We start from the raw sequence: 24,664 nt of genomic DNA, 5'->3' as shown, positions 1-24,664 counted from the left end.
GTGGTGGTGATAGGTGGACTTGAACCACCGACCCCAGCATTATGAGTGCTGTGCTCTAACCAGCTGAGCTATATCACCATCTAAAACGGACCTAAAAACAAAATGGCTCAGCCTTTGAAGAGCCAAGCCATTCCGCTTGAAATCTGGTGGTGATAGGTGGACTTGAACCACCGACCCCAGCATTATGAGTGCTGTGCTCTAACCAGCTGAGCTATATCACCGAAACGGGGTGCATTATGAAGGCCGCACCCAGAACTGTCAAGGTTACGCGCTGCGGGTGTGCTTGTCCAGTGCGCCGAGAACCTGCTCCGTTGCATTCCTGGCCAGACAATCGACCACGATCCGCTCCGGCATCGAGCGCAGCCAGGTCAGCTGGCGCTTGGCGAGCTGGCGGGTGGCGACGATGCCGTTTTCGCGCAGCTGCCTCCGGTCGTAGAGGCCATCGAGGTATTCCCAGCTCTGGCGATAGCCGACGCAGCGCATCGACGGCAGGCCCAGGTGCAGGTCGCCGCGCGCGCGCAGCCTTGCCACTTCGGCCACGATGCCCTGGTCGTCGCGTTCGCCCAGCATCTGGTCGAAGCGCAGCGCGATGCGCTGGTGCAGCACCGTGCGGTCGGACGGTTCCAGCGCGAGCGAAAGCAGCTCGAACGGCAGCTCCGGCTTGTCGCGCCTGGCCAGCAGCTCGGACATCGGCTTGCCCGACAGTTCGATGATCTCCAGCGCGCGGTTGATGCGCTGGGCGTCGTTCGGCGCCAGCCGGTCCGCGGTTGCCGGATCGCGCTCGCGCAGCCTGGCGTGCATGCCGGGCCAGCCGATGCGCGCGGCTTCCGCGTCGATGCGGGCGCGCACCCCGGCGTCGGCGGTCGGCAGGTCGTCGAGGCCGTCGACCAGGCCCTTGAAGTACATCATCGTGCCGCCCACCAGCAGCGGCAGCCTGCCGCGCGCCTGGATCTCGGCCACCAGCCGGATCGCGTCTTCGCGGAACTGCATCACCGAATAGGACTCGAGCGGGTCGATGATGTCAATCAGGTGGTGCGGCACGCTGGCCAGTTCTTCTGCGGTCGGCTTGGCGGTGCCGATGTCCATCCCGCGGTAGACCAGGGCCGAGTCGACCGAGATGATCTCGACCGGCATCTCCTTCGCGATGGCCAGCGCCGCGGCGGTCTTGCCGGACGCGGTCGGACCCATGATGGCGACTGCCATCGATTTGTGACTGGTACTCATCAATGCTTTATTGACCACGCAGGAACAGTTTATCCAGCGCGGAGATTTCCAGCTGCACCCAGGTCGGGCGGCCGTGGTTGCACTGGTCGGCGCGTTCGGTCGCTTCCATCTGGCGCAGCAGGGCGTTCATCTCCTGCACCGACAGGATGCGGTTGGCGCGCACCGCCGTGTGGCAGGCGAGGGTGCCGAGCAGTTCGTTGCGGCGTTCGATCAGCACGCGCGAGCCGCCGTATTCGCGCACGTCGCGCAGCACGTCGCGCGCCAGCGTCTGCGCATCGGCGTTCTTCAGCAGGGTCGGCACGGCGCGCACGGCCAGCGTGGTCGGCGAGACGGCGGCGATGTCGAAGCCGAGCGACTTGAGTGTCTCCTGGTTTTCCTCGGCGGTGCCGACTTCGACGGCGTCGGCGAAGAAGGTCACCGGAATCAGCATCTGCTGCACCTGCATCTGCTCGCCGCCGGCCTGGGCATCGAGCGCGTTCTTCAGCTGCTCGTAGAGGATGCGCTCGTGGGCCGCGTGCATGTCGACCAGCACCAGCCCCTTGCGGTTCTGCGCCAGGATGTAGATGCCGTGCAGCTGGGCCAGGGCGAAGCCGAGCGGGAAGTCGTCGTCGTGGGCGGGCGTGGCCGTTGCGGGCAGCTCGAAACCGGTCGATGCAGGCCTGGCCGGCGCCTCGTCCTTGAGACCGGTGAACAGCGCCCCGTAGCTCTCGGTGCGCTGCGCGACGCCGCCGCCGGACGCCTGCGCATCCCAGCGGCTGCCGGCCGGGAAGGGAGAGGGCGAGAAGGTCGAGGCATACGGCGACGATGGCGTCAGCTGCGATCCGAACGACGTCTGCTCGTGCGGGCGGCGCCAGGCAGGGCTTGCGCCGCCTCCGGAGTCGCGCCCGAAACCGCCGCCCCAGGACGCGCCCGACGATGGCGCGATCTCGGCCGCGCTGACCGGCGCCGGCGCGTTGCCGTGGGCCGTGGCCGAGGTCTGGGCCAGCGCGCGCTGCACCGCGTGGAACACGAACTGGTGGACGGCGCGGCTGTCGCGGAAGCGCACCTCGATCTTCGAGGGGTGCACGTTGACGTCGACCATGGCCGGGTCCAGCTCGAGCGCCAGCACATACGACGGGAAGCGGTCGCCGTGCAGCACGTCTTCGTAGGCGGCCTTCACTGCGTGGACCAGCAGCTTGTCGCGCACGAAGCGGCCGTTCACGTAGAAGAACTGGCCGTCGGCGCGCGCCTTCGACGCGGTCGGCAGGCCGACGTAGCCGTGCAGGCGCAGCGGACCGGCGGCTTCGTCCAGGTGCAGGCGCGCTTCGGCGAAGTCGTTGCCGAGGATCTGGGCGCTGCGCTTGGCGGGCTCGCTGACGTTCCAGTGGTCGATGGTGCGGCCGTTGTGGGTCAGGCTGAACGAGACGTCCGGGCGCGCCAGCGCGATGCGGCGCACGACCTCGGCGCAGTGACCGTATTCGGTCTGCTCGGACTTCAGGAACTTGCGGCGCGCCGGCGTGTTGAAGTACAGGTCCTGCACGTCGATCGTGGTGCCGAAGGCGCCCGACGACGGCGAGACGGTGCCCTGGTGCGAGCCGACGATTTCCCAGGCGTGGGGCGCGTTCGCCGTGCGCGAGGTGATCGACACCGCCGCCACCGAGGCGATCGAGGCCAGCGCCTCGCCGCGGAAGCCGAGGGTGTTGACGTTCTCGAGATCGGTCAGCGAGGCGATCTTCGAGGTCGCGTGGCGCGCCAGTGCCAGCGGCAGCTCTTCCGGCGGGATGCCGCGGCCGTTGTCGGTGATGGCGATGCGTTTGACCCCGCCTTCCTCGAGGCGGATCGTGACCTGGGTGGCGCCGGCGTCGAGCGCGTTTTCCAGCAATTCCTTGACCACGGCCGAGGGCCGCTCGACGACTTCGCCGGCGGCGATCTGCGAGATGAGCTGGTCAGGAAGCTGCTGGATGGGGCGGTGGGTGGGGGCCGGGGCGTTCATCCACAAATTATAGCTCGCCGCCCAGCCGCAAACCGCGAGTGTTTGATTTTTCCCAAACCGGGGTCAGACTCCGGATTTTGGCAACTAACCTTGAGAAATTGCCAAAATCGGGAGTCTGACCCCGGTTTTAGACAAATCAAAGTTTTTGCTCGCGCACGGGAATTTGCGCGTTACAGAGGTCCAGGTAGTTCGGCGAGTACTTGTTCCATGGGCCGCCGCGATTGCGTTGGGCGTCGAGGACGGCCTGGTAGGTCGGGGTTTCGGTGCGCAGCACTTCGAGGCGGATGCGCTCGGCTTCCGGGACGTCGGCCGCGACTTTCACGGCGCCGATCGGCACCTGCATCCCCGGCTGGTCGTAGAAGCCCATCGGCGCCGGGCCGCGCGGCAGCGTCGACAGGATCGGCATGCCGGCCACCACGCGGCCGACCACGGTGATGTTGCGGTCGAGCTGGCGCGGCGCGTGGCCGGTGACGACGTACAGGCTGGTGCCGCCGCCGCTGTCCGACTCGTTGCCGCGGGCCACGCCGACCATGCCGTAGCAGTGCGCCAGCCAGGTCTGGCCGGCCTTCGGGTCGCGCCCGACCGGGAAGCCGCCGGAATGCCCGACCTGGGGCGCGAAGCCGTCGACGTCGCGCATGCGGGTGAATTGCTTGTCGTTCGATAAGGGGACGGTGAATTCGCCCGGCAGGGTCTTCTGCGCGCTCTTCACCTGGCGCACCTGCTCGTCGTCTTCGTGCGGGTCGCCCCACTGGACCACGAAGTTATCCTGCGAGCGGACGATCGCCAGGCCGTCGTAGTAGTGCTCGCGCGCCAGGGCCTTGATGTTCCTGACGTGGTTCGGCGCGAAGCGCGGCGCCAGTTCGATCACCACGCGGCCTTGCGGCAGTTCCAGGTACAAGGTGTTGTCGGCGTCGAGCGGACGCCAGTCGCCCGGCTTAGATCCCTTCAGCACGTCGCCGACGCTGGGCTTGGGCGGCAGTTCCTTCGCGCCCGCCGCCAGCATCGCCGTCATGCCCAGCACCAGGGCTCCCATGAGTTTTTTCTGCACGGACTGCATGTCGTCTCCGTCGTTTATTTGTCAATGATTGTAATCCGGAAATTTGACAATCCAAAAACTTTTGCGGATGGTGGCAATTCTCTACCAGAAGTTGATAAACCGGCCATTTTCTGCCGGCGGTCTGATGGTATGATGCGGCGCTACCGTTTAGGACAATCATGGATCTGATGCAACTCTTCGGCATGCTCCTGCATGTCGATAAAACTTTAGCCGACCTGCTGAACCTGTATGGCGTGTATGTTTACGCGGTCCTGTTCGCGATCGTGTTCTGCGAGACCGGTCTCGTGGTGCTGTTTTTCTTCCCCGGCGACACCCTGCTGTTCATCGCCGGCGCCTTCTGCGCCACCGGCGAGATGAGTTATCCGCTCCTGATGCTGCTATTGATCGTTGCCGCCGTCACCGGCAACACCCTGAACTATTACATCGGCAGCGCCATCGGCCACCGCGTGTTCACCCATGATTACCGCTGGCTGAACAAGGACGCCCTGAAGCGCACCCACGATTTCTTCGAGAAGCACGGCGGCAAGACCATCATCCTGGCGCGCTTCGTGCCGGTGGTGCGTACCTTCGCGCCCTTCGTGGCCGGGGTCTCGGACATGACGCACACGCGCTTCCAGATGTTCAACATCACCGGCGCCGTGCTGTGGGTGGCCGGCCTCGTGACCGCCGGCTACTTCTTCGGCAATATCCCGGTGGTGCGCGATCACCTGACCGCCATCGTCCTGGTCGGCGTCGGCGCGGCCATCGTGCCGCTGGCGCTGGGCGGCCTGTACAAGTTCGGGCGCCGCATGCTCAGCCGCTGAAGCGCGGCACTTGCCATTCTTGCCAGCGCGCCGCGTCGACGGCGCGCTGTCCGTTTACAAGGCTCAAGTTTACTGTCGGTCAGGCCGATAAAGCAGGGGACAGCAACACTACTGGAATCCCATGCGTAACCTGATCGCCCTGATCGCTTGCAGCTGCGTCGTTCTCAGCGCAAGCGCGAACGATCCTGCTCCCGCCGCTGCAGCCAAACTCGCGGCCTCCGTGTCCCGCCCCGCGTCCGCGTCGCTGCCGGCCGCCCCGGCCAGGGACGCCGGCAAAGAATCCGCCAAGGAATCGGCCAAGGAAGCGGCCAAGGAATCCGCCAAAGACGCGGCTCCGGCCAGAAAGGCTGCACCGGCGCCGGCTGCCGCCCAGGCCGACAAGGAAGAAGAGGCCGAAGTCGCGCTCTCGGCCAGGATCGCCGAGCGCCTGGCCGAGCTGCGCGAGCGCCAGCAGGCGCGCGCCAGCGCGGCCGCGCGCGCGAAGAAAATTGCCGATGCCCGGCGCCGCGAGGAAGAGAAAGCCGCCGCGGCTGCCGCCATCCTGGCCGCCGCGCCCAAGCACGGCACCGTCTGGTCGTATGAAGGCGAGCTGGGTCCGGCCAACTGGTCGAAGATCAATGTCGACTGGGCCAAGTGCGGCAGCGGCAACCGCCAGTCGCCGATCGACCTGCGCGACGGCATCAAGGTCAACCTCGAGCAGATCGGCTTCGACTACCACCCGTCCTCGTTCAACGAAGTGAACAACGGCCACACGATCCAGGTGACGGTCGGCGGCGGCAATTTCATCACGGTCGGCAACCAGACCTACGAACTGCAGCAGTTCCACTTCCACCGCCCGTCGGAAGAGAAGATCAACGGCAAGGGCACGGAAATGGTCATGCACCTGGTCCACAAGAGCGCGGAAGGCAAGATCGCGATCATCGCCGTGCTGCTCGAGCGCGGCCAGCCGCACAGCCTGATGCAGACCATCTGGGACAACCTGCCGCTGGAAAAACAGGAAGTGGTGTCACCCTCGATCGTGATCGACCCGAACGAGGCGCTGCCGGAAAAGCGCGAGTACTTCACCTACATGGGCTCGCTGACCGAGCCGCCCTGCACCGAAGGCGTGCTGTGGATGGTGTTCAAGCAGCCGCGCCAGGCCTCGCCGGCGCAGATGGCGCTGTTCTCGCGGCTGTATCCGCTGAATGCGCGGCCGGTGCAGTCGACTTCGGGGCGGATGATCAAGGAGTCGAACTAAGCCAGGCCGCGCACTTTGCAAACGTCGTCCGCGCGCAGGCGGGGACCCAAGTTCTGCCAGAGCGAACGAAACGCATCCCACTTGGGTTCCCGCCTTCGCGGGAACGACGGATCTAGGTTACCTGCGTAATCGGGACTGCCGGCGTAATCCGGTACTCCCCGTGCCAATGCCCCCCGGGCTGCAAGGTCAGCGGCCCCAGCAAGGCCGGCTCGATGCACACGAAGCGCCGGTACTCTTCGTCTTCCATATCGGACAGGGCCGCGGCATCGGCCGCGCCCGGATTCCACACCACCGCATCCGTGAAACCGTTCTGCTGCAGCAGCAGCTTGTCGGCGCCGTTGTCGAAGGTGATCGGGCCGGCGATGTCCTCGAACACCTGGTCCAGCTTGTCGGTGATGGCCAGTGTCTCGGCCTGCACGCCGTCGATGCGCACGGCTTCGACGTCCTCGACCAGGTGGTAGGTGTGCAGGGCGGCGGAGAAGGGGAAGGGATGGGCGCCGGTGTTGCGCAGGTCGAGCGTCATGACCAGCTCGGCGTCGCGCACGGACACCCGCAGCGCCAGTTCGAAGGCGTAGGCCCAGGCGCTCGATGCCTGGGGCGACAGGTCGTCCTGGTCCAGGCCCAGCACGGCGAAGGCGGCGCCGTCCTGTTCGCCGCTGTCGAGCACGCGCCAGGTGCTGGTGCGCGCGAAGCCGTGGCGCGTGCCGGCGCCGCGTTCGGCAAATTGCGGGAAGATCACCGGCACGCCGCCGCGGATGGCGCGGCTGCCGTCGAGCGCGGACAGGCTGCTCATGAACATGCGTTCCTGCGGCGCGGCGCCGGTGCCGGAAACGGATTTCCAGGACACCAGGTGGGCGCCGTACAGGGTGATAGTCGCTTCGGCGCCGTCCGGCGCACGCAGCAGCAGGGCGGGCAACTGCCCGAATTGGGTGGTAGTAGCGCTCACGACAATCCTCCAGACGGAACCTCGCAAAACCTGCTGCGCGTTGCCTTTTTGGTCTGCGATGCTCGCTGTACTGCTCGTACAGCTGCGCTTCTCGACCAAAAATGCCGCCGCTCGCGACGGTTTTGCGAGGTTCCTATATTAGGTTAAGTCATTCGGCTCTTCGCCAGCGGCGGATTGTACGCGAAGTAGCGCTTGATGCCTTTCGTGATCGCGTCCGCGAGCTGGTTCTGGTAGGCGTCGTCCTTCAGCCTGGCCTCTTCCTCCGGGTTCGAGATGAACGCCGTCTCGACCAGGATCGAGGGAATGTCCGGCGCCTTCAGCACCGCGAAGCCGGCCTGCTCGACCGAGCCCTTGTGCAGGCGGTTGATGCCGCCGATCTCGCTCAGCACGGCCTTGCCGAGCTTCAGGCTGTCGTTGATCTGGGCCGTGGTCGAGAGGTCGAACAGCACGCTGGCCAGCTGCTTGTCCTGGGTGCCGAGGTTGACGCCGCCGATCAGGTCGGCCTTGTTCTGGTCGTTCGCCAGCCAGCGCGCCGCGCTCGAGCTGGCGCCCTTTTCCGACAGCACGAACACCGAAGAACCGCGCGCCGATGGCTGGATGAAGGCGTCGGCGTGGATCGAGACGAACAGGTCGGCCTGCACCTTCCTCGCCTTTTCCACGCGCTGGCCCAGCGGCACGAAGAAATCGGCGTCGCGGGTCAGCATCACGCGCGTGTTCGGCAGCTCTTCCAATTTTCCTTTCAAGCGCTTCGCGATCTCCAGCACGATGTCCTTCTCGTGCACGCCGGTGGCGCCGGTCGCGCCCGGGTCCTCGCCGCCATGGCCGGGGTCGAGGGCGATGGTCACCATGCGCACGACCTTGCCCTTGCCCTGCGCCGGCGGGCGCGGCTGCGGCTGGGATTGCGGCGCGGTCGGCTGCGGCTGGGCCGGGGTGCTGCCGGCGCGGGCGGCGTCGGCTTCGAGCCGGGCGATCGCGTCGGGGCCGGCCTGGCCGACCGTGGCGTCGCCCGGCTGGGGCGCCGGGGCCGGGGTGGCGGCGGCCACCTCACCGTCGGACCAGTTCTCCTTGGCGATCATGGCCGCCAGCGGATCGACCGGGCGCACCGGGTACAGGTCGAAGATCAGGCGATGCCGGTAGCCGCCCACCGGCGCCAGGTTGAACACCTGCGGCTTGACCTCTTCCTTGAGGTCGAACACCAGGCGCACCACGTTCGGGCGGTTCTGGGCGACTCTTATCCGCTCGATGTAGGGGTCGTTCGACTCGACCTTGGCGACCAGGCTTTTCAGGGTGTCGCTCAGCGCCAGTCCCTCGATGTCGACCACCAGGCGCGGCGGATCGGCCAACATGAGGTGGGAGGTCTTCAGCTCGCCGTCGTTTTCCAGGGTGACGCGGGTGTACTCGTCGGCCGGCCACACGCGCACGGCCATGATCTGCGCGGCCATGGCCGACGCGGGAAGCAGGGCGGGAGCGAGGACGGACAGGAGCAGCGTGCCGCCGGCCTTCAGGGTAGCGCGGCGCTTGGGCGAACCGGGAATCAGGGAGTCGGGGGGTAGTGCAGGCGTTCGAGGCATAGCAGGCCCAATTCAGACAACGCCTGCAATTCTACATGACGACCGTGTCCGCTGACGGTAAGCAACACTTTGACGTCGGGTGGCGGCAACACCGGATCGCCTTTTTCCGGCCATTCGACGATGCAGATATTCCTGCCGTCGAAGTCTTCGCGGAAGCCCGCATCCAGGAATTCTTCCGGGCTGGACATCCGGTACAGGTCGTAGTGGATCAGGTTGACGGGCTGGCCATCCAGATGGATGCGGTAGGGCTCGGACAGGGTATAGGTCGGGCTCTTGACTGCGCCCTTGTGGCCGGCGGCATGCAGCAGGGCGCGCGTGAGGGCGGTCTTGCCGGCGCCGAGGTCGCCGTGCAGGTAGACCACGAGGCCGGGGACCAGCGCGCGCGCCAGGGCGGCGCCCAGGGCCTGGGTCGCCGCTTCGTCGTCGAGATAAGCGTTCAGTTGTTGCATAGGTGCTGCGGGATTAGAATGAGTGATGTTTGCCATGCCCGAATCCGATACCAAACCCGACCTGAACGAACTCGCGCGCGCCATCAAGGCCTGGGGCGCGGAGCTCGGCTTTGCCGACGTGCGGATCGCGGACGTGGACCTGGCGCGCCACGAAGCCGGCCTGCAGGCCTGGCTGGATGCCGGCCACCATGGCGAGATGGATTATATGGCAAGCCACGGCATGAAGCGCGCCCGGCCGGCGGAGCTGGTGCCGGGCACGGTGCGCGCGATCGTCGCGCGCATGGATTACCTGCCCATCTCGGCCGACGGCAACCCGGACGCCGACTGGCGCGCGCGCGAACGCTTGCGCCAGCAGGATCCGCAGGCGGCCGTGGTCTCGCTCTACGCCCGCGGCCGCGACTACCACAAGGTGCTGCGCAACCGCCTGCAGCAGCTGGCCGAGCGCATCCGCGGCGTGTCCGGAGAGTACGGCTTCCGCGTGTTCACGGACTCGGCGCCGGTGATGGAATTGCCGCTGGCGGAAAAGGCCGGGCTGGGCTGGCGCGGCAAGCATACCCTGCTGCTGTCGCGCGAAGCCGGCTCGACTTTCTTCATCGGCGAGATCCTGGTCGACCTGCCCCTGCCGGTCGACGCGGCGACGGGCGCGCATTGCGGCCAGTGCACGGCCTGCATCACCGCATGCCCGACCGGCGCGATCCTGGGGCCGGGGCGGCTGGACGCACGGCACTGCATCTCCTACCTGACGATCGAGCTGAAGGGCAGCATCCCGGAAGACCTGCGGCCGCTGATCGGCAACCGCATCTACGGTTGCGACGATTGCCAGCTGGTCTGTCCCTGGAACAAGTTCGCGCGCCGCGCCGCGCTGCCGGATTTCGACGAGCGTAACGGCCTGGGCACAGCTGGCTTGGTGGAATTGTTCGGGTGGGAAGAAGAGGAATTCAACCGCCGCATGGAGGGCAGTCCGATCCGCCGGATCGGCCATGAGCGCTGGCTGCGCAACCTGGCGGTGGGCATGGGGAATGCGGCGGATGGCGCCAAAGGCGACCAGCGCATCGTGGCGGCGCTACGGGCCCGGCTCGATCATCCGTCGGCACTGGTGCGCGAGCATGTAGGCTGGGCCCTGGCGCGCCACGGCGTCGCCGTCTAAATTTCGATGCGCTTCATGCGCAGCGCCGACCAGTCGCCGTCGATCGAGATCATGGCCACGCCTGTGATACCGTTTTCCTTTGCATAGGCATTGATTGAGTCGCGATTGATATCAGTCGCCTTCGATGCCGTCTGCTTCAGGTAGGCGACCCACAGCGAGCCTTTTTCGCCCAGGCGCGCTTTCGCGGTCGGGAAATATTGTTCGAGTTCCTTGCGGTTCATGGCGAACAGCAGCACGACGTCCACCTGCTCCTGGTCGTTCTTGATCAGGTTGGGCGGCATCTGCGACACCATGCCTGGATGGACGTTGCCGTTCAGGATCAGCATCGATTTCGCGTTCCGCAAGAACATTTTGTCTGCAATCGTCTTTTCGCTCATCTGTGTTCCCTAAGTAATGATCGCGTGGTCAATTCGACCACGGCGTGTTCAAGTAGATTTTACAAGCGAACCACTGAAACACAGCGGACAAAACCTGCCGTGCGCGGGTCCCGGGCGAAAAGTACTGAAGGGAATTATTTCAACAAACCGGCCAGCTCGACCGCGGTCTTGACCTGCATTTTGTCGAAGATGTGGGCGCGATGCACTTCCACCGTGCGCATGCTGATGCCCAGCTTGTCGGCCACGACCTTGTTCATGTTGCCGGCCAGGATCAGGTCGAGGACTTCGCGTTCGCGCGCCGACAGCGTGGCCAGGCGTTCGCGCACCGCGCTCGAGGCCGCGGCCTGGCGCGACTTGGCCAGGGCTTCCTCGACGCGGTCCATCAGCTGGTTGTCGTTGAAGGGTTTTTCGAAGAAGTCGAAGGCGCCGCGCTTGAGCGAATCCACCGCCATCGGCACCTCTGCATGGCCGGTCAGGAAGATCACCGGCAGGCGCGCCAGCAGGCCGCGCGCCACCAGCTGGTCGAACACGGCGATGCCGTTCATGCCGGGCATGCGCACGTCCAGCAGCACGCATTCACCTGACTGCGCGCCGCTCGCATCCGGCTGCGCGGCGAGGGCGTCGAGAAATGCCTGGCCGCCGGCATAGCCGCGCGCGACCAATCCGCGCGATTGCGCCAGCCATTCGAGGGCGTCGCGGATGACGTCTTCGTCGTCGACGATGTGCAGCATGGTGTTGGGCTCCGACTGTTCAGGTGGATATTGTAGCCTGCGCCTGCTGGAGCGTGAACGTGAACACCGTGCCGCCGCCCGGATTGTCGGCATGGGTGAGGGTGCCGCCGTGGAATTCGATGGCCGTGCGGCAGATCGACAGGCCCATGCCCATGCCCTCGGCCTTGGTCGAGAAGAAGGGCGAGAACAGGCGTTCGGCCACCTCGGGCGGGATGCCGTGGCCATTGTCGATCACCGACACCGACACCTGGCCCCGTTCCTCGTCGTGGGCGGCGGTGATGCGCAGCACGCGGCGCTCGCGGTCGATGTCCTGCATCGACTCGGTCGCGTTGCGGGTCAGGTTCAGCAGCACCTGTTCGAGCAGCACGCGGTCGGCCGCTACCTGCGGCAGGTCGGGCGGCACGTCCACCTGCAGCGTGACGTAGCGCTGGCGCGCCTGCAGGTCGACCAGCGCGCGGATGCCGTCCACCACATGCTGCACGGTGACGTTCTCGCGGCGCGGTTCGCGCTTCTTCACGAATTCGTGCACGCTGCGGATGATCTGGCCGGCGCGCCGGGCCTGGGCATTGGCCTGCTCCAGCGCGCGCTTCAGCATGCCGGCGTCGAGCGGGGCGGCGGAGGCGGCGCCGCCTTCCGCGCGCGCCAGCACGTTCAGCGCGCCCGCCGTGTAGCTGGAGATGGCCGCCAGCGGCTGGTTCAGCTCGTGCGCCAGCATCGACGAGATCTCGCCCATGGTTGCCAGGCGCGCGCTGGTCTCCAGCTTTTCCTGCTGCTGGCGGGCCAGTTCCTCGGCGCGCTTGCGATCGGTGATGTCGAGGATGGAGCTCATCCAGCCGGTGTGGCGGCCAAGGCTGTCGACCAGCGGCGCCTCGAACACCAGCACCGGTACGCGCGTGCCGTCGGGACGCTGGAAAACGGTCTCGAACTGCGGCGTGGCCTGGCCGGCCAGCACCTTGCGGAAGCGCTGCTCGTAATCGTCCATCACCTCCGGCGCCCAGTAGGGCATGGGCGGCTTCTTGCCGAGCAGTTCGCCGATCGGCAGGCCGACGATGCGGCAGAAGGCCGGATTCACGTAGGTGACGCGGCCTTCCAGGTCGCGCGCGCGCAGGCCGGTCAGCAGCGAATTCTCCATCGCCGTGCGAAAAGCCATCTGCTGGCGCAGCGCGTTCTCGGCGGCGACGGTGCGCGCGATATGGCGCCACAGCGCCGCCAGCGACAGCACCAGGCCCAGCGCCAGCACGATCACCGAGCCGACCAGCAGGTTCGGCAGCAGCTTCGGCGCGCCCTTCACGCTGTCGGTGGCCAGCACGATCTGCCCGCCCGGCAGGTCGAGCGCGCGCTTGTGGCTGTAGACCCCGCGGCCCGGGCCGCCGGCGGCGCGCTGGGCCACCACGTGGTCGTCGCGGTCGAGCAGGGACAGGGCGTTGTCCTGGGCGAACCACCAGGGCACGTTCTCGTCCAGCAGGGTCTGCAGGCTGTAGGTGGCGACCAGGCTGCCGGCGAAGCTGCCGTCGTGGCGGTAGAGCGGCAGGTGGTAGTCGACGAAGCCGCGCAGGCCGGACGAGGGGCCGTAGGGATCGCTGTAGCGCCCGCTGTGGGTGGTGCGCGACATCGCTTGGGCCTCGCGCGAGGACTGGGTCGGCTCGCCCGGCATCTCGGCGCCGCGCACGGCCAGCAGCCGGCCGCTGGCGTCCAGCCAGGCCACGCGGCGCAGCTCATGGCCATTCTTGAACATCTGCGCCAGGCGGGCCTGCAGGACTTGCGGCGTGGGCGGCGTGTCGGCGGCCAGGTCGACGCCGAGGGTCGCCAGCGCTTCCTCGCTGCGCGCCAGTTCGAAGCGCAGGGTCTGCTCGACCCAGAGGGTGTCGGCGATCAGCTGTTCCTGGCGCTCGTTGGCTTCCATCTGGCGCGCCTGCCAGGGCAGCCATAGCAGGACCAGCAGGAACAGCAGCACCAGCAGCACCGGCACCAGCCAGCGCCACGGGCCGTCCGGCACCGGCCGGGGGATCGAGAATGGGTTCTTCATGCCATAACGTGATACTTTTACCGCCGGGCAGCCTATTGTGGTTTTCCACAATAGCAATCTCGGCAAAAGCTCATCAGACTCCAGTAATAAACAAAAACTATACCTACTTATATAAAAAAGGAGACATCATGAGGATCAAATCCGTGGTCGCGGCGTTGGCATTGTTCGCAGGCGCCAGCTTCGCGCTCAACGCATCGGCGCAGGCCCCCATCGTCATCAAGTTCAGCCACGTCGTGGCGACCGACACCCCGAAAGGCCGTGCCGCCGAGCGCTTCAAGGACCTCGCCGAGAAAATGACCCACGGCCGCGTCAAGGTCGAAGTCTACCCGAACAGCCAGCTGTACAAGGACAAGGAAGAGCTCGAAGCCCTGCAGCTGGGCGCGGTCCAGATGCTGGCGCCGTCGCTGGCCAAGTTCGCGCCGCTGGGCGTGAAGGAATTCGAGGTATTCGACCTGCCGTACATCTTCCCGAACAAGACCGCGCTGTACACCGTGACCGAAGGTCCGATCGGCAAGGGCCTGCTGCAGAAGCTGGAGCCGAAGGGCATCACCGGCCTGGCTTACTGGGACAACGGCTTCAAGATCATGTCGGCCAACAAGCCGCTGCACGTGCCGGCCGACTTCCGCGGCCTGAAGATGCGCATCCAGAGCTCGAAGGTGCTGGACGCGCAGATGCGCGCGCTGGGCGCCAACCCGCAGGTGCTGGCCTTCTCGGAAGTCTATCAGGCCCTGCAGACCGGCGTGGTGGACGGCACCGAGAACCCGCCGTCGAACATGTACACCCAGAAGATGCATGAGGTGCAGAAGCACGTGACCATGTCGAACCATGGCTACCTGGGCTACGCGGTCATCGTCAACAAGAAGTTCTGGGACGGCCTGCCGGCCGACGTGCGCGGCCAGCTGCAGCAGGCCATGAACGAGGCGACCAGGTACGAGAAGGCGATCGCCCAGCAGGACAACGACGCCGCGCTGGACGCCATCCGCAAGGCCGGCAAGACCACCATCTACACCCCGACCGCGCAGGAGCAGGCCGAGTGGCGCAAGGTGCTGCTGCCGGTGCAGAAGCAGATGGCCGGCCGCGTCGGGCCGGAGCTGATCAATACGATCAACAAGGCTACGGCTTCCGTTCAGTAATAGTCTCGTCGTTCCCGCGCAGGCGGGAACCCCGGTTCGATGCGCCGTCGCGTGGCATGCAGACTTGGGTTCCCGCCTGCGCGGGAACGACGTGGTTTGCCAAGGACTCCCATGAAAATCCTAGATCGCCTCGAAGAGTGGATCATCGCCAGCCTGATGGCGTGCGCCACTCTCATCATCTTCATCGCGGTGCTGCACCGCTACCTCTCCGGCCTGCCGATCCCCGGCCTGCAGGACTGGCTCATCAGCCTGAATACCAGCTGGGCCCAGGAATTGTCCACCTTCATGTTCGTGTGGATGGCCAAGTTCGGCGCCGCCTACGGCGTGCGGACCGGCATCCACGTCGGCGTCGACGTGCTGGTCAACCGCCTGTCGGAACGCTGGCGCAACAAGATGATCGTGTTCGCGCTGCTGGCCGGCGCGCTGTTCACCGGCATCATCGGCACCCTGGGCCTCAACTTCATCCTGCGCCTGGCCGGCACCGACCAGACCTCGGCCGACATGGAAATCCCGATGTGGATCGTCTACATGGCGCTGCCGCTCGGCTCCTACCTCATGTGCTTCCGCTTCCTGCAAGTGACCTGGCACTTTGTCCGCAACGGCGAACTGCCGCGCCATGACCATGCCTACGTCGAAGGCCTGGAAGACGAAATCGAAGATGCAAGGAAATCCACATGAACGCCGCCATCATTTTCGCGCTGCTGATCGTCCTGATGCTGACCGGCATGCCGGTCTCCATCTCGCTCGGCCTGACGGTGCTGACCTTCCTGTTCACCATGACGCACGTGCCGATCGAGTCGGTGGCGATGAAGCTGTTCACCGGTATCGACAACTTCGAGATCATGGCGATCCCGCTGTTCATCCTGGCCGGTAACTTCCTGACCCACGGCGGGGTGGCGCGGCGCATGATCAACTTCGCCACCTCGATGGTCGGCCACTGGCACGGCGGCCTGGCGCTGGCCGGCGTGCTGGCCTGCGCGCTGTTCGCCGCGGTCTCGGGTTCGAGCCCGGCCACGGTAGTGGCGATCGGCTCGATCATCCTGCCGGCCATGGTCAAGCAGGGCTATCCGAAGCGCTTCGGCGCCGGCGTGATCACCACCTCGGGCGCGCTCGGCATCCTGATCCCGCCGTCGATCGTGATGGTGATGTATTCGGTGACCACCAACACCTCGGTCGGCCAGCTGTTCATGGCCGGCGTGGTGCCGGGCCTGCTGCTGGCGTTCATGCTGGGCCTGACCACCTGGGTGATCGCCCGCAAGCACGACTACCCGCGCATGCCGCGTGCCACCTGGGGCGAGCGCATCGCTGCCTTCCGCCGCAGCGCCTGGGGCCTGTTCCTGATCGTGATCGTGATGGGCGGCATCTACAGCGGCGTGTTCACCCCGACCGAAGCGGCGGGCATCGCGGCCGTGTATGCCTTCGTGATCGCCGTGTTCGTCTACAAGGACCTGAAGCTGGTGCAAGTAGGCAAGGTGCTGCTGGATTCGGCGGCGATGTCGGCGATGCTGCTGTACATCATCACCAATGCCGTGCTGTTCTCCTTCCTGATGACCAGCGAGAACGTGCCGCAGGCGATGGCGGGCTGGCTCACCAGCCAGGGCCTGGGCCCGATCAGCTTCCTGCTGGTCGTGAACCTGCTGCTGCTGTTGGCCGGTAACGTGATGGAGCCTTCCTCGATCGTGCTGATCATGGCGCCGATCCTGTTCCCGGTTGCGGTCCAGCTCGGCATCGACCCGGTCCACTTCGGCATCATCATCGTCGTGAACATGGAAGTCGGCATGTGCCACCCGCCGGTCGGCCTGAACCTGTACGTGGCCTCGGGCGTGACCAAGATGGGTATCTCCGAACTGACGGTGGCCGTGATGCCCTGGCTGCTGACGATGATCGGTTTCCTGCTGCTGGTCACCTACGTCCCGGCGATCTCCCTGTGGCTCCCGCACATGATTTATAGCTGAAATATATTTCGTGAATGTATATAAAAAACTACGCTTTTCTTATTCGAATGCGTTATGATGGCGCAGCTTTGGCACCAGCGTGGTGCATTCGAAAAGCCCGGATACAGAGTTTGGGGAGAAGCACAAAAAATCGGTAATCCAGCAGTGGAGTCGCCGGAGAAAAGTATGAGGAGACACACGTTTTATAGATGCCGCCGGCATTGACCGAGTGGCCGCAAACGTGACCGACTGAAGCGCACCCCACGAGGGTGCGTTTTTTTTATCTTTCGCCCCAAAGAGGGGCTTGCTTCGCAGCCTGCCGAGTGGCTACACTGCATCGATGAACACACAACAGGGCAGCGAGCTCTTCAGCGCCATCGTCAGCGCGCCGTTCGGCGCCATGGGCATCCGTACGGAAGATCAACGGGTACGCGAGCTGGTCTACCTGCCGCCGCATTACCAGGAAAAGGCGCCGCAGGATGCGGCCGCCGAACAGGCCGCGCAGCAGGTCGCGCGCTACTTCGCCGATCCCGATTTCCGCTTCGACCTGCCGCTGGCCGAGGCCGGCAGCGCCTACCAGCGCCGGGTCTGGGAATCGATCTGCGCGATCCCGCGCGGCAAGGTGCTTACCTACGGCCAGGTCGCCAAGCTGCTGGAATCGCATCCGCGCGCGGTCGGCCAGGCTTGCGGCGCCAACTGGTTCCCGCTGGTGATTCCCTGCCACCGCGTGACCGCAAGCGGCGGCCTGGGCGGTTTTGCCAGCAGCGATGACGAACACGGCTTCACGCTCACGGTCAAGCGCTGGCTGTTGCGCCACGAGGGCGCGCTTCCGGCCGACGTTCCATGGCAGCAGCAGTCAATCTTTCCCTGATCGACGGTTTCTGCGACGCGCTCTGGCTCGAGCACGGCCTGGCGAAGAACTCGCTCGACGCCTACCGCCGCGACCTGCGCCTGTTCGCCGGCTGGCTGGAAACCAGACGCCCGGACTGCGCCAGCCTGCATGCGGTGCAGCCGCAGGACATCGCCGCCTATTTCGCCGAGCGCCACGAGGACACCAAGCCCAGCTCGGCCAACCGGCGGCTGTCGGTGCTGAAGCGCTTCTACCAGCTGGCGCTGCGCGAGCGCCGCATCGAACACGACCCCTGCCTGAACATGGCCTCGGCGAAGCAGCCGATCCGCTTCGTGCACACGCTCACCGAAGCCCAGGTCGAGGCCCTGCTGGCGGCGCCGGACGTGTCGACCCCGCTCGGCCTGCGCGAGCGCACCATGCTCGAGCTGATGTATGCGAGCGGCCTGCGGGTATCCGAACTGGTGACCCTCAAGGTGGTCGAGCTGAGCCTGAACGACGGTGTGCTGCGCATTACCGGCAAAGGCAGCAAGACCCGGCTGGTGCCGTTCGGCGAGCAGGCGCGCCACTGGCTGGATCGTTATATGAAGGAAGCGCGCGGGGCGATCCTGAACGGGCAGATGGACGACGCCCTGTTCGTGACCGGCCGCGGCGGGCCGATGACGCGCCAGATGTTCTGGATCGTCATTAAAAAGCATGCGGCCCGGGCGGGCATCACGGCCCCGCTGTCGCCGCACACGCTGCGCCACGCCTTCGCCACCCATTTGCTGAACCACGGCGCCGACCTTCGCGTGGTACAACTACTCCTGGGACATTCGGATATCTCGACCACCCAGATCTACACCCACGTGGCGCGCGAGCGCCTGAAACACCTGCATGCCCAGCACCACCCGCGTGGTTAATTCTCAAGACCTGGCGGGTAGAGTGGGTCATAATGGACCAGTCGGCATTGACAGATAGCGCACGAGGACACCATGGCCAAGACGAATTTCCAGTACGAAAAGCGGCAACGAGAGTTGGAAAAGAAAAAGAAGGCCGAAGAAAAGGCCCGGCGCAAGCAGGAAGCCAAGCAGCACAAGGGGGAGGAGGGCGATGCTTCTCCGGAAGAGGATGCGGATTCGGGGGCGGCGGCCGAGGCGGAGCAGGGGTCGGCTTAGTTATCCCGTCGTTTCCGCTACCCCCGTTCAGGTAGGCTGTCCTTCCGCAACATCCGGGGCAGGCTCGGCCTCATGCCCCTTCTGGAACCACCGCTTGGCCCGCTTGCCCAGGCTGTCCAGGTAGGTATAAGCCACCGGCACCACCACTAGGGTCAGCAGGGTCGAGGTGATCACGCCGCCGATCACCGCGCGGCCCATCGGGGCCTGGTTCTCGGCGCCTTCGCCGAGGCCGAGCGCCATCGGCAGCATGCCGAAGATCATCGCCAGGGTCGTCATCAGGATCGGGCGCAGGCGCACCTGGCCGGCTTCCATCAGCGCCGCGAACTGGCCCTTGCCCTCGCGCTGGCCGTGGTTGGCGAAGTCGACCAGCAGGATCGCGTTCTTGGTCACCAGGCCCATCAGCATCACGATACCGATCACCGAGAAGATGTTCAGCGTGCTCTTCGTGACGAGCAGGGCCAGCAGCACGCCGATCATCGACAGCGGCAGCGACACCATGATGGCGATCGGCTGCAGGAAGCTGCCGAACTGCGAGGCCAGCACCAGGTAGATGAAGATCACCGCGATGCCCAGCGCCACGGCGAAGCCGCCCATGGTCTCGTCCATCTGCTGGGCCTGGCCGCCGACGTCGAAGCGCACGCCGTCCGGCATGTCGATCGATTTCATCGCCTTGTCGACGTCGCCCATCACGTCGCCCAGCGGGCGGCCCTCCAAGCCGGCGTAGATTGCCACGCGCCGCTCCAGCGCCTGGCGCTTCAGCACCTGCGGGCTGGTCGAGGGCACGAACTCGACCACCTGGCGCAGCGGCACCATGATCGGGTTGCCGCTTGCGTCGAGCTTGCTCGACGCCACCGACAGGTCGGCCAGGTCGGCCACCTTCTCGCGGCCGGACTTCGGCAGCTGCACGTTGACCTCGTAGTTCTGGCCGTCCGGCGCCAGCCAGCGGTTGGTCTGGTCGCCCGCCACGAAGGGACGCAGGGCGGCGCCGATCTGCTGCACGTTCAGGCCCAGGTCGGTCGCCAGTTCCTGGTTGATCTTGATGATGGTGGCCGGGTTCGCGCCTTCCTGGCTGTACTCGATGTCGGCCACGCCCTTGATGGTCTTCATCTTGTCCATCAGGCGGTGCGCGACCATGTCGAGCTTCGATTCGTCGCTGCCGAGGATGGCGATGAAGATCGGGCGGTTGCCGACGGTCATGCTGATGCCGGCGATCGACGACAGGCGGTCGCGGATCACCTTTTCCATCTCTTCCTGCGAGCGGCGGTGGGTCTTGCGCACGTCCGTCAGCTTCAGGTTGACCATCGAGCTGTTGCGGCCCTCCCAGGCGCCGACGATGGTCTGCATGCTCTCGATTTCCTTGAACTCGCCGAGCGCGGCTTCGATCTGGCGCACCTTGGCGTCGCTGTAGTCGAGGCTGGAGCCGACCGGGGTCTTGAACTTCAGCTGGATGAAGCCGTTGTCGACCTGGGGCACGAATTCGCCGCCGATCATCGGCACCAGCAGCAGGCTGCCGGCAAACAGCGCGAACGCCAGCGCCAGGGTCGACTTGCGCCAGGCCAGCGCGAGGCCCAGCACCTTTGCATACCAGCCGTGCACGTGTTCGATGCCGGTTTCGATGCGCGCCATCAGGCGGCCCAGCCAGGGCAGGTACTTGAAGCGGTCCTTGGCCGGATCCGGCCACACCGACGACAGCATCGGATCCAGCGTGAAGCTGACGAACAGCGACACCATGACCGCCACCGCCACGGTGATCCCGAACTGCAGGAAGAAGCGGCCGATGATGCCTTTCATGAAGGCGATCGGCACGAACACGGCGACGATCGCGAAGGTGGTGGCCATCACCGCCAGGCCGATCTCGTTGGTGCCGTCTTCGGCGGCGCGCGCGTGGCTCTTGCCCAGCGCCGAGTGGCGCACGATGTTCTCGCGCACCACGATGGCGTCGTCGATCAGCAGGCCGATCGACAGCGACAGCGCCATCAGGGTCAGGAAGTTGAGCGTAAATCCAAAGTACTTCATCGCGATGAAGCTGGCCAGCACCGAGATCGGCAGGGTCAGGCCGGTGATGACGGTGCTGCGCCAGGAGTGCAGGAACAGGAACACGATGAGCATGGTCAGGACCGCGCCCTCGATGATGGTTTCCTTCACGTTGTCGACCTGGTGCTGCACCCGTCCCGAGACGTCCTCGAGGATGCGGAACTGGACGTCCTTCGGCAGGGTCTCCTTCATCGTCTCGATCGCCTTCTTGACGTTGACGCCGACTTCGACCGTGTTCGCGTCCTGCACCTTGGCGATCTCCAGCGAGATGGCGCGCTCGCCGTTCACGCGCGAGATCGAGTCTTCCTCGGCGGCGCCGTCCGAGATGTCGGCGACCTGGCTCAGGTAGACCGGGCCGTTGGCGCGTTTGGCGACGATGATGCGCTTGAAGTCGGCCGCTTCCTTCATCTTGCCTTCGATGCGCACCAGGTTTTCGCGTTCGCCGCGGCTGATGCGGCCGGCCGGCAGGTTGGCGTTGGTGGCGGTAATCGCGGTCATCACTTCGTCGATGCCGACGTGCAGGCTGCGCAGCTGCTCGGGGCGGATGTCGACCAGCACCTGGCGCGCCTGCTTGCCGTTGACGCGCACCTGGCCGACGCCGGCCACGGCCTGGATGCGCTTGACGATCACCTGGTCGGTCAGCATCGACAGGTCGCGCAGGCTGCGTTCCGACGAGGTCAGCGCCACCTGCAGCACCGGCTGGGCGTTCTCGCCCTCCTGGCGGAACACGACCGGTTCCTTGACTTCGCGCGGGAAGCCGCCGCGCACGGTGCCGATGCGGTCGCGCAGGTCCTGCACGGCGCGGTCCATGTCGACCGTCAGCTGGAATTCGACGCCGATGCCGGAGTGGCCTTCCCAGGAATTGCTGCGGATCGTCTTGATGCCGCCGACGGTATTCGCCGCTTCCTCGAGCGGGCGGGTGACGTCGTTCTCGACCTGCTCCGGCGAGGCGCCCGGATAGCTGGTCTCGATCCACACGGCCGGGATCTCGATGTTCGGCATGCTCTCCACGCCCAGGCTACGGTAGGAGAACAGGCCGAGCACCATCAGGCCGACCATCACCATGGTCGCGAACACCGGGTGCTTGATGCTGACACGGGTCATCCACATGGCTCAGCCTTTCTTCGCTGCGGCAGGCAGCTTCACCTTCTCGCCCGGCTTGACGCCGTCGAGCTTCACGGCCAGCACGGTGCTGCCTGCGGCGATGCCGTCGAGCGCCTCGACCAGCCCGGCATCCTCGTTCTTCAGGCCCAGCTTGACCGGCTGGGCCACGACCTTGCCGCTGTCGACGCGGTAGACCACATCCCTGCCGTTTTCCTTTTGCACGGCGGCCAGCGGCAGCAGCGGATGCGCGGCCGACTTCTCGGTCGTCACCACGCCCTTGGCGAACATGCCGGCGCGCAGTGCGCCGTCCGGGTTGTCGACGCCGATATACACCAGCATCGCGCGCGAGCCGGCTTCCGCCGCCGGGTTGATGCGCAGGACCTTGCCGGCGAAGTTGCGCTCGCCGAAACCGTCGACCTTGAACTGCACGTCCTGGCCGACCTTGATGCGCGGGATGTCGGAGGCCGGCACCTGGGCATCCAGCGTCAGCTGCCTGAGGTCGACGATCGAGAACACCGGGCTGTCCGGCGACAGCTTCTCGCCGGCCTGGGCGTGGCGCTTGCTGACCACGCCGGACAGCGGCGCGTGGATCACGGTATCGTTCAGGGCGATGCGCGCCAGTTCGAGCTGGGCGCGCGCCGAGTCGACCGCGGCCTGGGCCAGGTCGACGCTGTTCGAGGTCGTGTCGTAGGCGTTCTGGGCGATGTAGTTCTGCCTGAGCAGGGCGGCGCTGTTGGCCTGGTTTTTCTTCGCCAGCGCCAGGCGCGCGCTGGCGTCGGAAAGTAGCGCCTGCTGCTGGGCCACGCGGGCGCGCGCCTCGCTGTCGTCCAGCCGCGCGATCACCTGTCCGGCGGAAACGTTCATGCCTTCCTGCACCGTGGTCTGTTTCACCACGCCCGGGACCTTGGAGCGCACCGTGGCCTGGGCCAGTGGCGTCAGCGAACCGGACAGCGGCAAGGTCACCGCCAGCGGCCGCGCTTCGACCAGGGCGATGTCGCGCGTCGACAGCTCGTGCACGGGATCCTTCTTTTCTGCCGCGGCAGCGGGGGCGGGCCTGGCGCCGCCCGCGTGCGTGACCGCGTAGCCGCCCGCGCCCGCGAGCGCGAGGATGGCCAGGCCGATGGCGGGCGCGCGCCAGCGGCGGCGCGGCGCTTTCACGGTGCTTGACGGATCGACGGAGGCGGGCGGCAAGGATTCGATTTTCATGGCGGTGCTCTTCTTATTCGGAGGGATTGCAGCAGAATAAAGAAGGGCATGACGAACAGCTATCGGAATGCGACGAGCCGTGCATTTCGGCCGCCGAAACGTCAAAAAGCCGGGACGGACGTGCGCACGGGCGGACAGGGCGGACGGTTGGGCGGACACACCGTCGCCCGCGCGAGGATACTCGCGGGAACGACGACTCAGGCGTCGCCGTACGCCTCGCCATCCCCCGGCCGCTCGAACAGCCGCAGCCGCGCCAGCACCTGCCCATGGTCGGACGCTTCCGGCAGGCCGAGGTCGAGGTGGTCGTTCAGGTAGACCACGTCCGCGATTTCGCCGAGGGCGCCCGGCAGCTCGCCGTTGAATTCCCCGGACACCAGGATATGGTCGATGGTCGTGTACTGGCCTTCGTGCAGGTTGGAAAAGCCGACGTGGCGCCAGCGGTCCTGGCGGCGCTGCAGCTGGCAGGCGTCGTAGAGGCGGTCGCCGCTGGGGGCGCCGAGGCCCAGCACGATGCCGGTGGTGACGGCATCGGCGACGTCGTTGAAATCGCCCAGCACCACTCGCGGCCGGCGGTTGTCGCGGCCCAGTTTCGACAGGATCACGCGCAGGCCGGCCGCCTCGGTGCCGCGCCGGATCAGCGAGCGCAGCGAGGCCAGGGCGAACAGCTGCGGGTCGTCGCCGGTGTCGTTGGCGCGGTAGTCGGGACGGCGCGACTTCAGGTGCACCACCAGCACGTCCACCGCCAGGCCGGGACGGAGTTCGATCACCGCGTGCAGGGGCGCGCGGGTGAAGCGCTCCGGGTCGCGGTTCCCGGGCGGCATCGCGATCCCGGGCGGGAAGTCGGGATAGGAGACAGGGGCGTCGGCCAGTGGCAGGCGCGAGACCAGGGCGACGCTGGGCGTCAGCTTGTCGGCGCCCGGATCGGGATCGAACCCGACGTGGATCGCTTCGCGGTAACGGCGGGTGCGCGACAGCGCCTCGGCCAGCGAGGCCTGCGAGAACACTTCCTGGAAACCGATCACGTCGGCGCCCAGCATGTCGATCTGGCGCGCGGTCCAGGCGATCTTCGCTTCGTACTCTTCCGGGGTCGTGGGTTCCAGGTTTTCGTACAGCCGTGCTCCCGGCGGCGCCAGGTTGCAGACATTGAAGGTGGCAAAGCGAATCTCTTGCTGCATAATAAGCAACTCCTCCGTTTGCTTTTAGCGTAACACGCATGGCCAAGAAAGAGCACATTTCAGAGACCCCGGCAACCCAGTTCCTGCGCAAGCATGGCGTGGTCTTTTCCGAGCATCCCTACGAGTACGAAGAGCATGGCGGCACCGCGGTCTCCTCGCGCGAACTGGGGGTGCCTGAACACGACGTCGTGAAGACGCTGGTGATGCAGGACGAGGCGGCGCGCCCGCTGATCGTGCTGATGCATGGCGACCGCAAGGTATCGACCAAGAACCTGGCGCGCGCCATTCCCTGCAAGTCGGTCGAGCCGTGCAAGCCGGAAGTGGCGCAGCGCCACTCGGGCTACCTGGTCGGCGGCACCTCGCCGTTCGGCGTGCGCAAGGCGATGCCGGTGTACGTCGAGGAAAGCATCCTGGCCCTGCCGAAGATCTATATCAATGGCGGCCGGCGCGGTTTCCTGATCGGCATCGACCCCGCCGTGCTGGTCGACGTCCTGAAGGCCAGGGCCGTGCACTGCGCGCTGGCGGATTAGCCGC

General features: G+C 66.1%; 22 protein-coding genes and 2 tRNA genes. 10 read left to right on the top strand and 14 right to left on the bottom strand.

Features of this window, described 5'->3' with window-relative positions; translation table 11 throughout:
• Window position 1: 1 nt before the first annotated feature.
• The 5 genes from AC3A6M_RS02410 to AC3A6M_RS02390 all read right to left on the bottom strand — a co-directional run bounded on the left by AC3A6M_RS02410 (window position 2) and on the right by AC3A6M_RS02390 (window position 4,253).
• Window positions 2-78, bottom strand: a tRNA-Met gene (locus tag AC3A6M_RS02410).
• Window positions 79-144: 66 nt separating this feature from the next.
• Window positions 145-221 (bottom strand) — tRNA-Met (locus AC3A6M_RS02405).
• Window positions 222-264: 43 nt separating this feature from the next.
• Entirely contained in the window at window positions 265-1,224 is a 960-nt protein-coding gene (gene miaA, locus AC3A6M_RS02400) for a tRNA (adenosine(37)-N6)-dimethylallyltransferase MiaA (RefSeq protein WP_487851136.1), read from the bottom strand.
• Window positions 1,225-1,231: 7 nt separating this feature from the next.
• A complete protein-coding gene (gene mutL, locus AC3A6M_RS02395) occupies window positions 1,232-3,196 on the bottom strand; it encodes a DNA mismatch repair endonuclease MutL (RefSeq protein WP_487851135.1) in 1,965 nt (654 codons plus the stop codon).
• Window positions 3,197-3,332: 136 nt separating this feature from the next.
• The gene (locus tag AC3A6M_RS02390; RefSeq protein WP_487851134.1) at window positions 3,333-4,253 is read right to left on the bottom strand and encodes a peptidylprolyl isomerase; all 921 of its coding nucleotides are present in this window, start codon (window positions 4,251-4,253) and stop codon (window positions 3,333-3,335) included.
• Window positions 4,254-4,411: 158 nt separating this feature from the next.
• Here AC3A6M_RS02390 and AC3A6M_RS02385 point away from each other — a divergent pair, with 158 nt between their 5' ends.
• Together AC3A6M_RS02385 and AC3A6M_RS02380 are read left to right on the top strand one after the other, a co-directional pair.
• Entirely contained in the window at window positions 4,412-5,056 is a 645-nt protein-coding gene (locus AC3A6M_RS02385) for a VTT domain-containing protein (protein WP_487851133.1), read from the top strand.
• Between the two features lie 121 nt (window positions 5,057-5,177).
• Window positions 5,178-6,293 carry a carbonic anhydrase gene (locus AC3A6M_RS02380; protein ID WP_487851132.1) on the top strand — a complete coding sequence of 372 codons (1,116 nt, stop codon included), beginning with the start codon at window positions 5,178-5,180 and terminating at the stop codon, window positions 6,291-6,293.
• Window positions 6,294-6,405: 112 nt separating this feature from the next.
• On the opposite strand, the gene AC3A6M_RS02375 is transcribed toward AC3A6M_RS02380, so the two are convergent.
• The 3 genes from AC3A6M_RS02375 to tsaE form a co-directional block, all read right to left on the bottom strand.
• On the bottom strand, window positions 6,406-7,239 hold the full coding sequence (locus tag AC3A6M_RS02375) for a D-hexose-6-phosphate mutarotase (RefSeq protein WP_487851131.1): 834 nt from the start codon (window positions 7,237-7,239) through the stop codon (window positions 6,406-6,408).
• A gap of 143 nt (window positions 7,240-7,382) precedes the next feature.
• Window positions 7,383-8,810: an N-acetylmuramoyl-L-alanine amidase gene (locus AC3A6M_RS02370; protein WP_487851130.1), complete on the bottom strand. Its 1,428-nt coding sequence runs from the start codon at window positions 8,808-8,810 to the stop codon at window positions 7,383-7,385.
• On the bottom strand, window positions 8,774-9,259 hold the full coding sequence (tsaE, locus tag AC3A6M_RS02365; protein ID WP_487851129.1) for a tRNA (adenosine(37)-N6)-threonylcarbamoyltransferase complex ATPase subunit type 1 TsaE: 486 nt from the start codon (window positions 9,257-9,259) through the stop codon (window positions 8,774-8,776). Before tsaE ends, AC3A6M_RS02370 begins: the two co-directional genes overlap by 37 nt.
• 34 nt (window positions 9,260-9,293) lie before the next feature.
• Between tsaE and queG the strand changes: the two genes are divergently transcribed.
• Window positions 9,294-10,406, top strand: a complete 1,113-nt coding sequence (queG, locus tag AC3A6M_RS02360) for a tRNA epoxyqueuosine(34) reductase QueG (protein WP_487851128.1) — start codon at window positions 9,294-9,296, stop codon at window positions 10,404-10,406.
• Here the strand turns inward: queG and AC3A6M_RS02355 are convergent.
• The 3 genes from AC3A6M_RS02355 to AC3A6M_RS02345 all read right to left on the bottom strand — a co-directional run bounded on the left by AC3A6M_RS02355 (window position 10,403) and on the right by AC3A6M_RS02345 (window position 13,540).
• Window positions 10,403-10,756 (bottom strand): DUF3052 family protein, encoded by a 354-nt coding sequence (locus tag AC3A6M_RS02355; protein ID WP_487851127.1) that lies wholly within the window; start codon window positions 10,754-10,756, stop codon window positions 10,403-10,405. The genes queG and AC3A6M_RS02355 overlap by 4 nt on opposite strands.
• Window positions 10,757-10,917: 161 nt before the next feature.
• The gene (locus tag AC3A6M_RS02350; protein WP_487851126.1) at window positions 10,918-11,514 is read right to left on the bottom strand and encodes a response regulator transcription factor; all 597 of its coding nucleotides are present in this window, start codon (window positions 11,512-11,514) and stop codon (window positions 10,918-10,920) included.
• Between the two features lie 19 nt (window positions 11,515-11,533).
• Window positions 11,534-13,540, bottom strand: coding sequence for an ATP-binding protein (locus AC3A6M_RS02345; RefSeq protein WP_487851125.1), 2,007 nt, complete (start codon window positions 13,538-13,540; stop codon window positions 11,534-11,536).
• Between the two features lie 128 nt (window positions 13,541-13,668).
• On the opposite strand from AC3A6M_RS02345, the gene AC3A6M_RS02340 reads away from it, so the two are divergent.
• The 6 genes from AC3A6M_RS02340 to AC3A6M_RS02315 all read left to right on the top strand — a co-directional run bounded on the left by AC3A6M_RS02340 (window position 13,669) and on the right by AC3A6M_RS02315 (window position 18,611).
• Entirely contained in the window at window positions 13,669-14,673 is a 1,005-nt protein-coding gene (locus AC3A6M_RS02340) for a TRAP transporter substrate-binding protein (protein ID WP_487851124.1), read from the top strand.
• Window positions 14,674-14,784: 111 nt separating this feature from the next.
• A complete protein-coding gene (locus AC3A6M_RS02335) occupies window positions 14,785-15,351 on the top strand; it encodes a TRAP transporter small permease (protein WP_487851123.1) in 567 nt (188 codons plus the stop codon).
• Entirely contained in the window at window positions 15,348-16,628 is a 1,281-nt protein-coding gene (locus AC3A6M_RS02330; protein WP_487851122.1) for a TRAP transporter large permease, read from the top strand. Before AC3A6M_RS02335 ends, AC3A6M_RS02330 begins: the two co-directional genes overlap by 4 nt.
• A 319-nt stretch (window positions 16,629-16,947) precedes the next feature.
• Window positions 16,948-17,478, top strand: a complete 531-nt coding sequence (locus tag AC3A6M_RS02325) for a methylated-DNA--[protein]-cysteine S-methyltransferase (protein WP_487851121.1) — start codon at window positions 16,948-16,950, stop codon at window positions 17,476-17,478.
• Window positions 17,451-18,356 (top strand): site-specific tyrosine recombinase XerD, encoded by a 906-nt coding sequence (gene xerD, locus AC3A6M_RS02320; RefSeq protein WP_487851120.1) that lies wholly within the window; start codon window positions 17,451-17,453, stop codon window positions 18,354-18,356. Before AC3A6M_RS02325 ends, xerD begins: the two co-directional genes overlap by 28 nt.
• A gap of 72 nt (window positions 18,357-18,428) precedes the next feature.
• Window positions 18,429-18,611 carry a hypothetical protein gene (locus AC3A6M_RS02315; protein ID WP_487851119.1) on the top strand — a complete coding sequence of 61 codons (183 nt, stop codon included), beginning with the start codon at window positions 18,429-18,431 and terminating at the stop codon, window positions 18,609-18,611.
• 27 nt (window positions 18,612-18,638) lie between these two features.
• On the opposite strand, the gene AC3A6M_RS02310 is transcribed toward AC3A6M_RS02315, so the two are convergent.
• The 3 genes from AC3A6M_RS02310 to AC3A6M_RS02300 all read right to left on the bottom strand — a co-directional run bounded on the left by AC3A6M_RS02310 (window position 18,639) and on the right by AC3A6M_RS02300 (window position 24,130).
• Window positions 18,639-21,755, bottom strand: coding sequence for an efflux RND transporter permease subunit (locus tag AC3A6M_RS02310; protein ID WP_487851118.1), 3,117 nt, complete (start codon window positions 21,753-21,755; stop codon window positions 18,639-18,641).
• 3 nt (window positions 21,756-21,758) lie between these two features.
• Window positions 21,759-22,955: an efflux RND transporter periplasmic adaptor subunit gene (locus AC3A6M_RS02305; protein WP_487851117.1), complete on the bottom strand. Its 1,197-nt coding sequence runs from the start codon at window positions 22,953-22,955 to the stop codon at window positions 21,759-21,761.
• Window positions 22,956-23,152: 197 nt separating this feature from the next.
• Window positions 23,153-24,130: an endonuclease/exonuclease/phosphatase family protein gene (locus AC3A6M_RS02300; RefSeq protein ID WP_487851116.1), complete on the bottom strand. Its 978-nt coding sequence runs from the start codon at window positions 24,128-24,130 to the stop codon at window positions 23,153-23,155.
• Window positions 24,131-24,168: 38 nt separating this feature from the next.
• Between AC3A6M_RS02300 and ybaK the strand changes: the two genes are divergently transcribed.
• Window positions 24,169-24,660, top strand: a complete 492-nt coding sequence (ybaK, locus tag AC3A6M_RS02295) for a Cys-tRNA(Pro) deacylase (RefSeq protein WP_487851115.1) — start codon at window positions 24,169-24,171, stop codon at window positions 24,658-24,660.
• Window positions 24,661-24,664: the final 4 nt, after the last annotated feature.

The sequence above is a fragment of the Telluria sp. Soil_C_11 genome (assembly GCF_057657395.1).
This window is presented reverse-complemented; position numbering and strand designations above follow the sequence as displayed.

What these genes read in the sequence shown, in the direction of transcription:
- queG (WP_487851128.1), top strand. Translation starts at nt 9,294, where the DNA reads ATGCCCGAATCCGATACCAAACCCGACCTGAACGAACTCGCGCGCGCC.
- tsaE (WP_487851129.1), bottom strand. Translation starts at nt 9,259, where the DNA reads ATGCAACAACTGAACGCTTATCTCGACGACGAAGCGGCGACCCAGGCC.
- AC3A6M_RS02380 (WP_487851132.1), top strand. Translation starts at nt 5,178, where the DNA reads ATGCGTAACCTGATCGCCCTGATCGCTTGCAGCTGCGTCGTTCTCAGC.
- ybaK (WP_487851115.1), top strand. Translation starts at nt 24,169, where the DNA reads ATGGCCAAGAAAGAGCACATTTCAGAGACCCCGGCAACCCAGTTCCTG.
- AC3A6M_RS02335 (WP_487851123.1), top strand. Translation starts at nt 14,785, where the DNA reads ATGAAAATCCTAGATCGCCTCGAAGAGTGGATCATCGCCAGCCTGATG.
- AC3A6M_RS02300 (WP_487851116.1), bottom strand. Translation starts at nt 24,130, where the DNA reads ATGCAGCAAGAGATTCGCTTTGCCACCTTCAATGTCTGCAACCTGGCG.
- AC3A6M_RS02340 (WP_487851124.1), top strand. Translation starts at nt 13,669, where the DNA reads ATGAGGATCAAATCCGTGGTCGCGGCGTTGGCATTGTTCGCAGGCGCC.
- xerD (WP_487851120.1), top strand. Translation starts at nt 17,451, where the DNA reads ATGGCAGCAGCAGTCAATCTTTCCCTGATCGACGGTTTCTGCGACGCG.
- AC3A6M_RS02350 (WP_487851126.1), bottom strand. Translation starts at nt 11,514, where the DNA reads ATGCTGCACATCGTCGACGACGAAGACGTCATCCGCGACGCCCTCGAA.
- AC3A6M_RS02385 (WP_487851133.1), top strand. Translation starts at nt 4,412, where the DNA reads ATGGATCTGATGCAACTCTTCGGCATGCTCCTGCATGTCGATAAAACT.
- AC3A6M_RS02330 (WP_487851122.1), top strand. Translation starts at nt 15,348, where the DNA reads ATGAACGCCGCCATCATTTTCGCGCTGCTGATCGTCCTGATGCTGACC.
- AC3A6M_RS02305 (WP_487851117.1), bottom strand. Translation starts at nt 22,955, where the DNA reads ATGAAAATCGAATCCTTGCCGCCCGCCTCCGTCGATCCGTCAAGCACC.
- AC3A6M_RS02310 (WP_487851118.1), bottom strand. Translation starts at nt 21,755, where the DNA reads ATGTGGATGACCCGTGTCAGCATCAAGCACCCGGTGTTCGCGACCATG.
- AC3A6M_RS02355 (WP_487851127.1), bottom strand. Translation starts at nt 10,756, where the DNA reads ATGTTCTTGCGGAACGCGAAATCGATGCTGATCCTGAACGGCAACGTC.
- miaA (WP_487851136.1), bottom strand. Translation starts at nt 1,224, where the DNA reads ATGAGTACCAGTCACAAATCGATGGCAGTCGCCATCATGGGTCCGACC.
- mutL (WP_487851135.1), bottom strand. Translation starts at nt 3,196, where the DNA reads ATGAACGCCCCGGCCCCCACCCACCGCCCCATCCAGCAGCTTCCTGAC.
- AC3A6M_RS02315 (WP_487851119.1), top strand. Translation starts at nt 18,429, where the DNA reads ATGGCCAAGACGAATTTCCAGTACGAAAAGCGGCAACGAGAGTTGGAA.
- AC3A6M_RS02345 (WP_487851125.1), bottom strand. Translation starts at nt 13,540, where the DNA reads ATGAAGAACCCATTCTCGATCCCCCGGCCGGTGCCGGACGGCCCGTGG.
- AC3A6M_RS02370 (WP_487851130.1), bottom strand. Translation starts at nt 8,810, where the DNA reads ATGCCTCGAACGCCTGCACTACCCCCCGACTCCCTGATTCCCGGTTCG.
- AC3A6M_RS02390 (WP_487851134.1), bottom strand. Translation starts at nt 4,253, where the DNA reads ATGCAGTCCGTGCAGAAAAAACTCATGGGAGCCCTGGTGCTGGGCATG.
- AC3A6M_RS02325 (WP_487851121.1), top strand. Translation starts at nt 16,948, where the DNA reads ATGAACACACAACAGGGCAGCGAGCTCTTCAGCGCCATCGTCAGCGCG.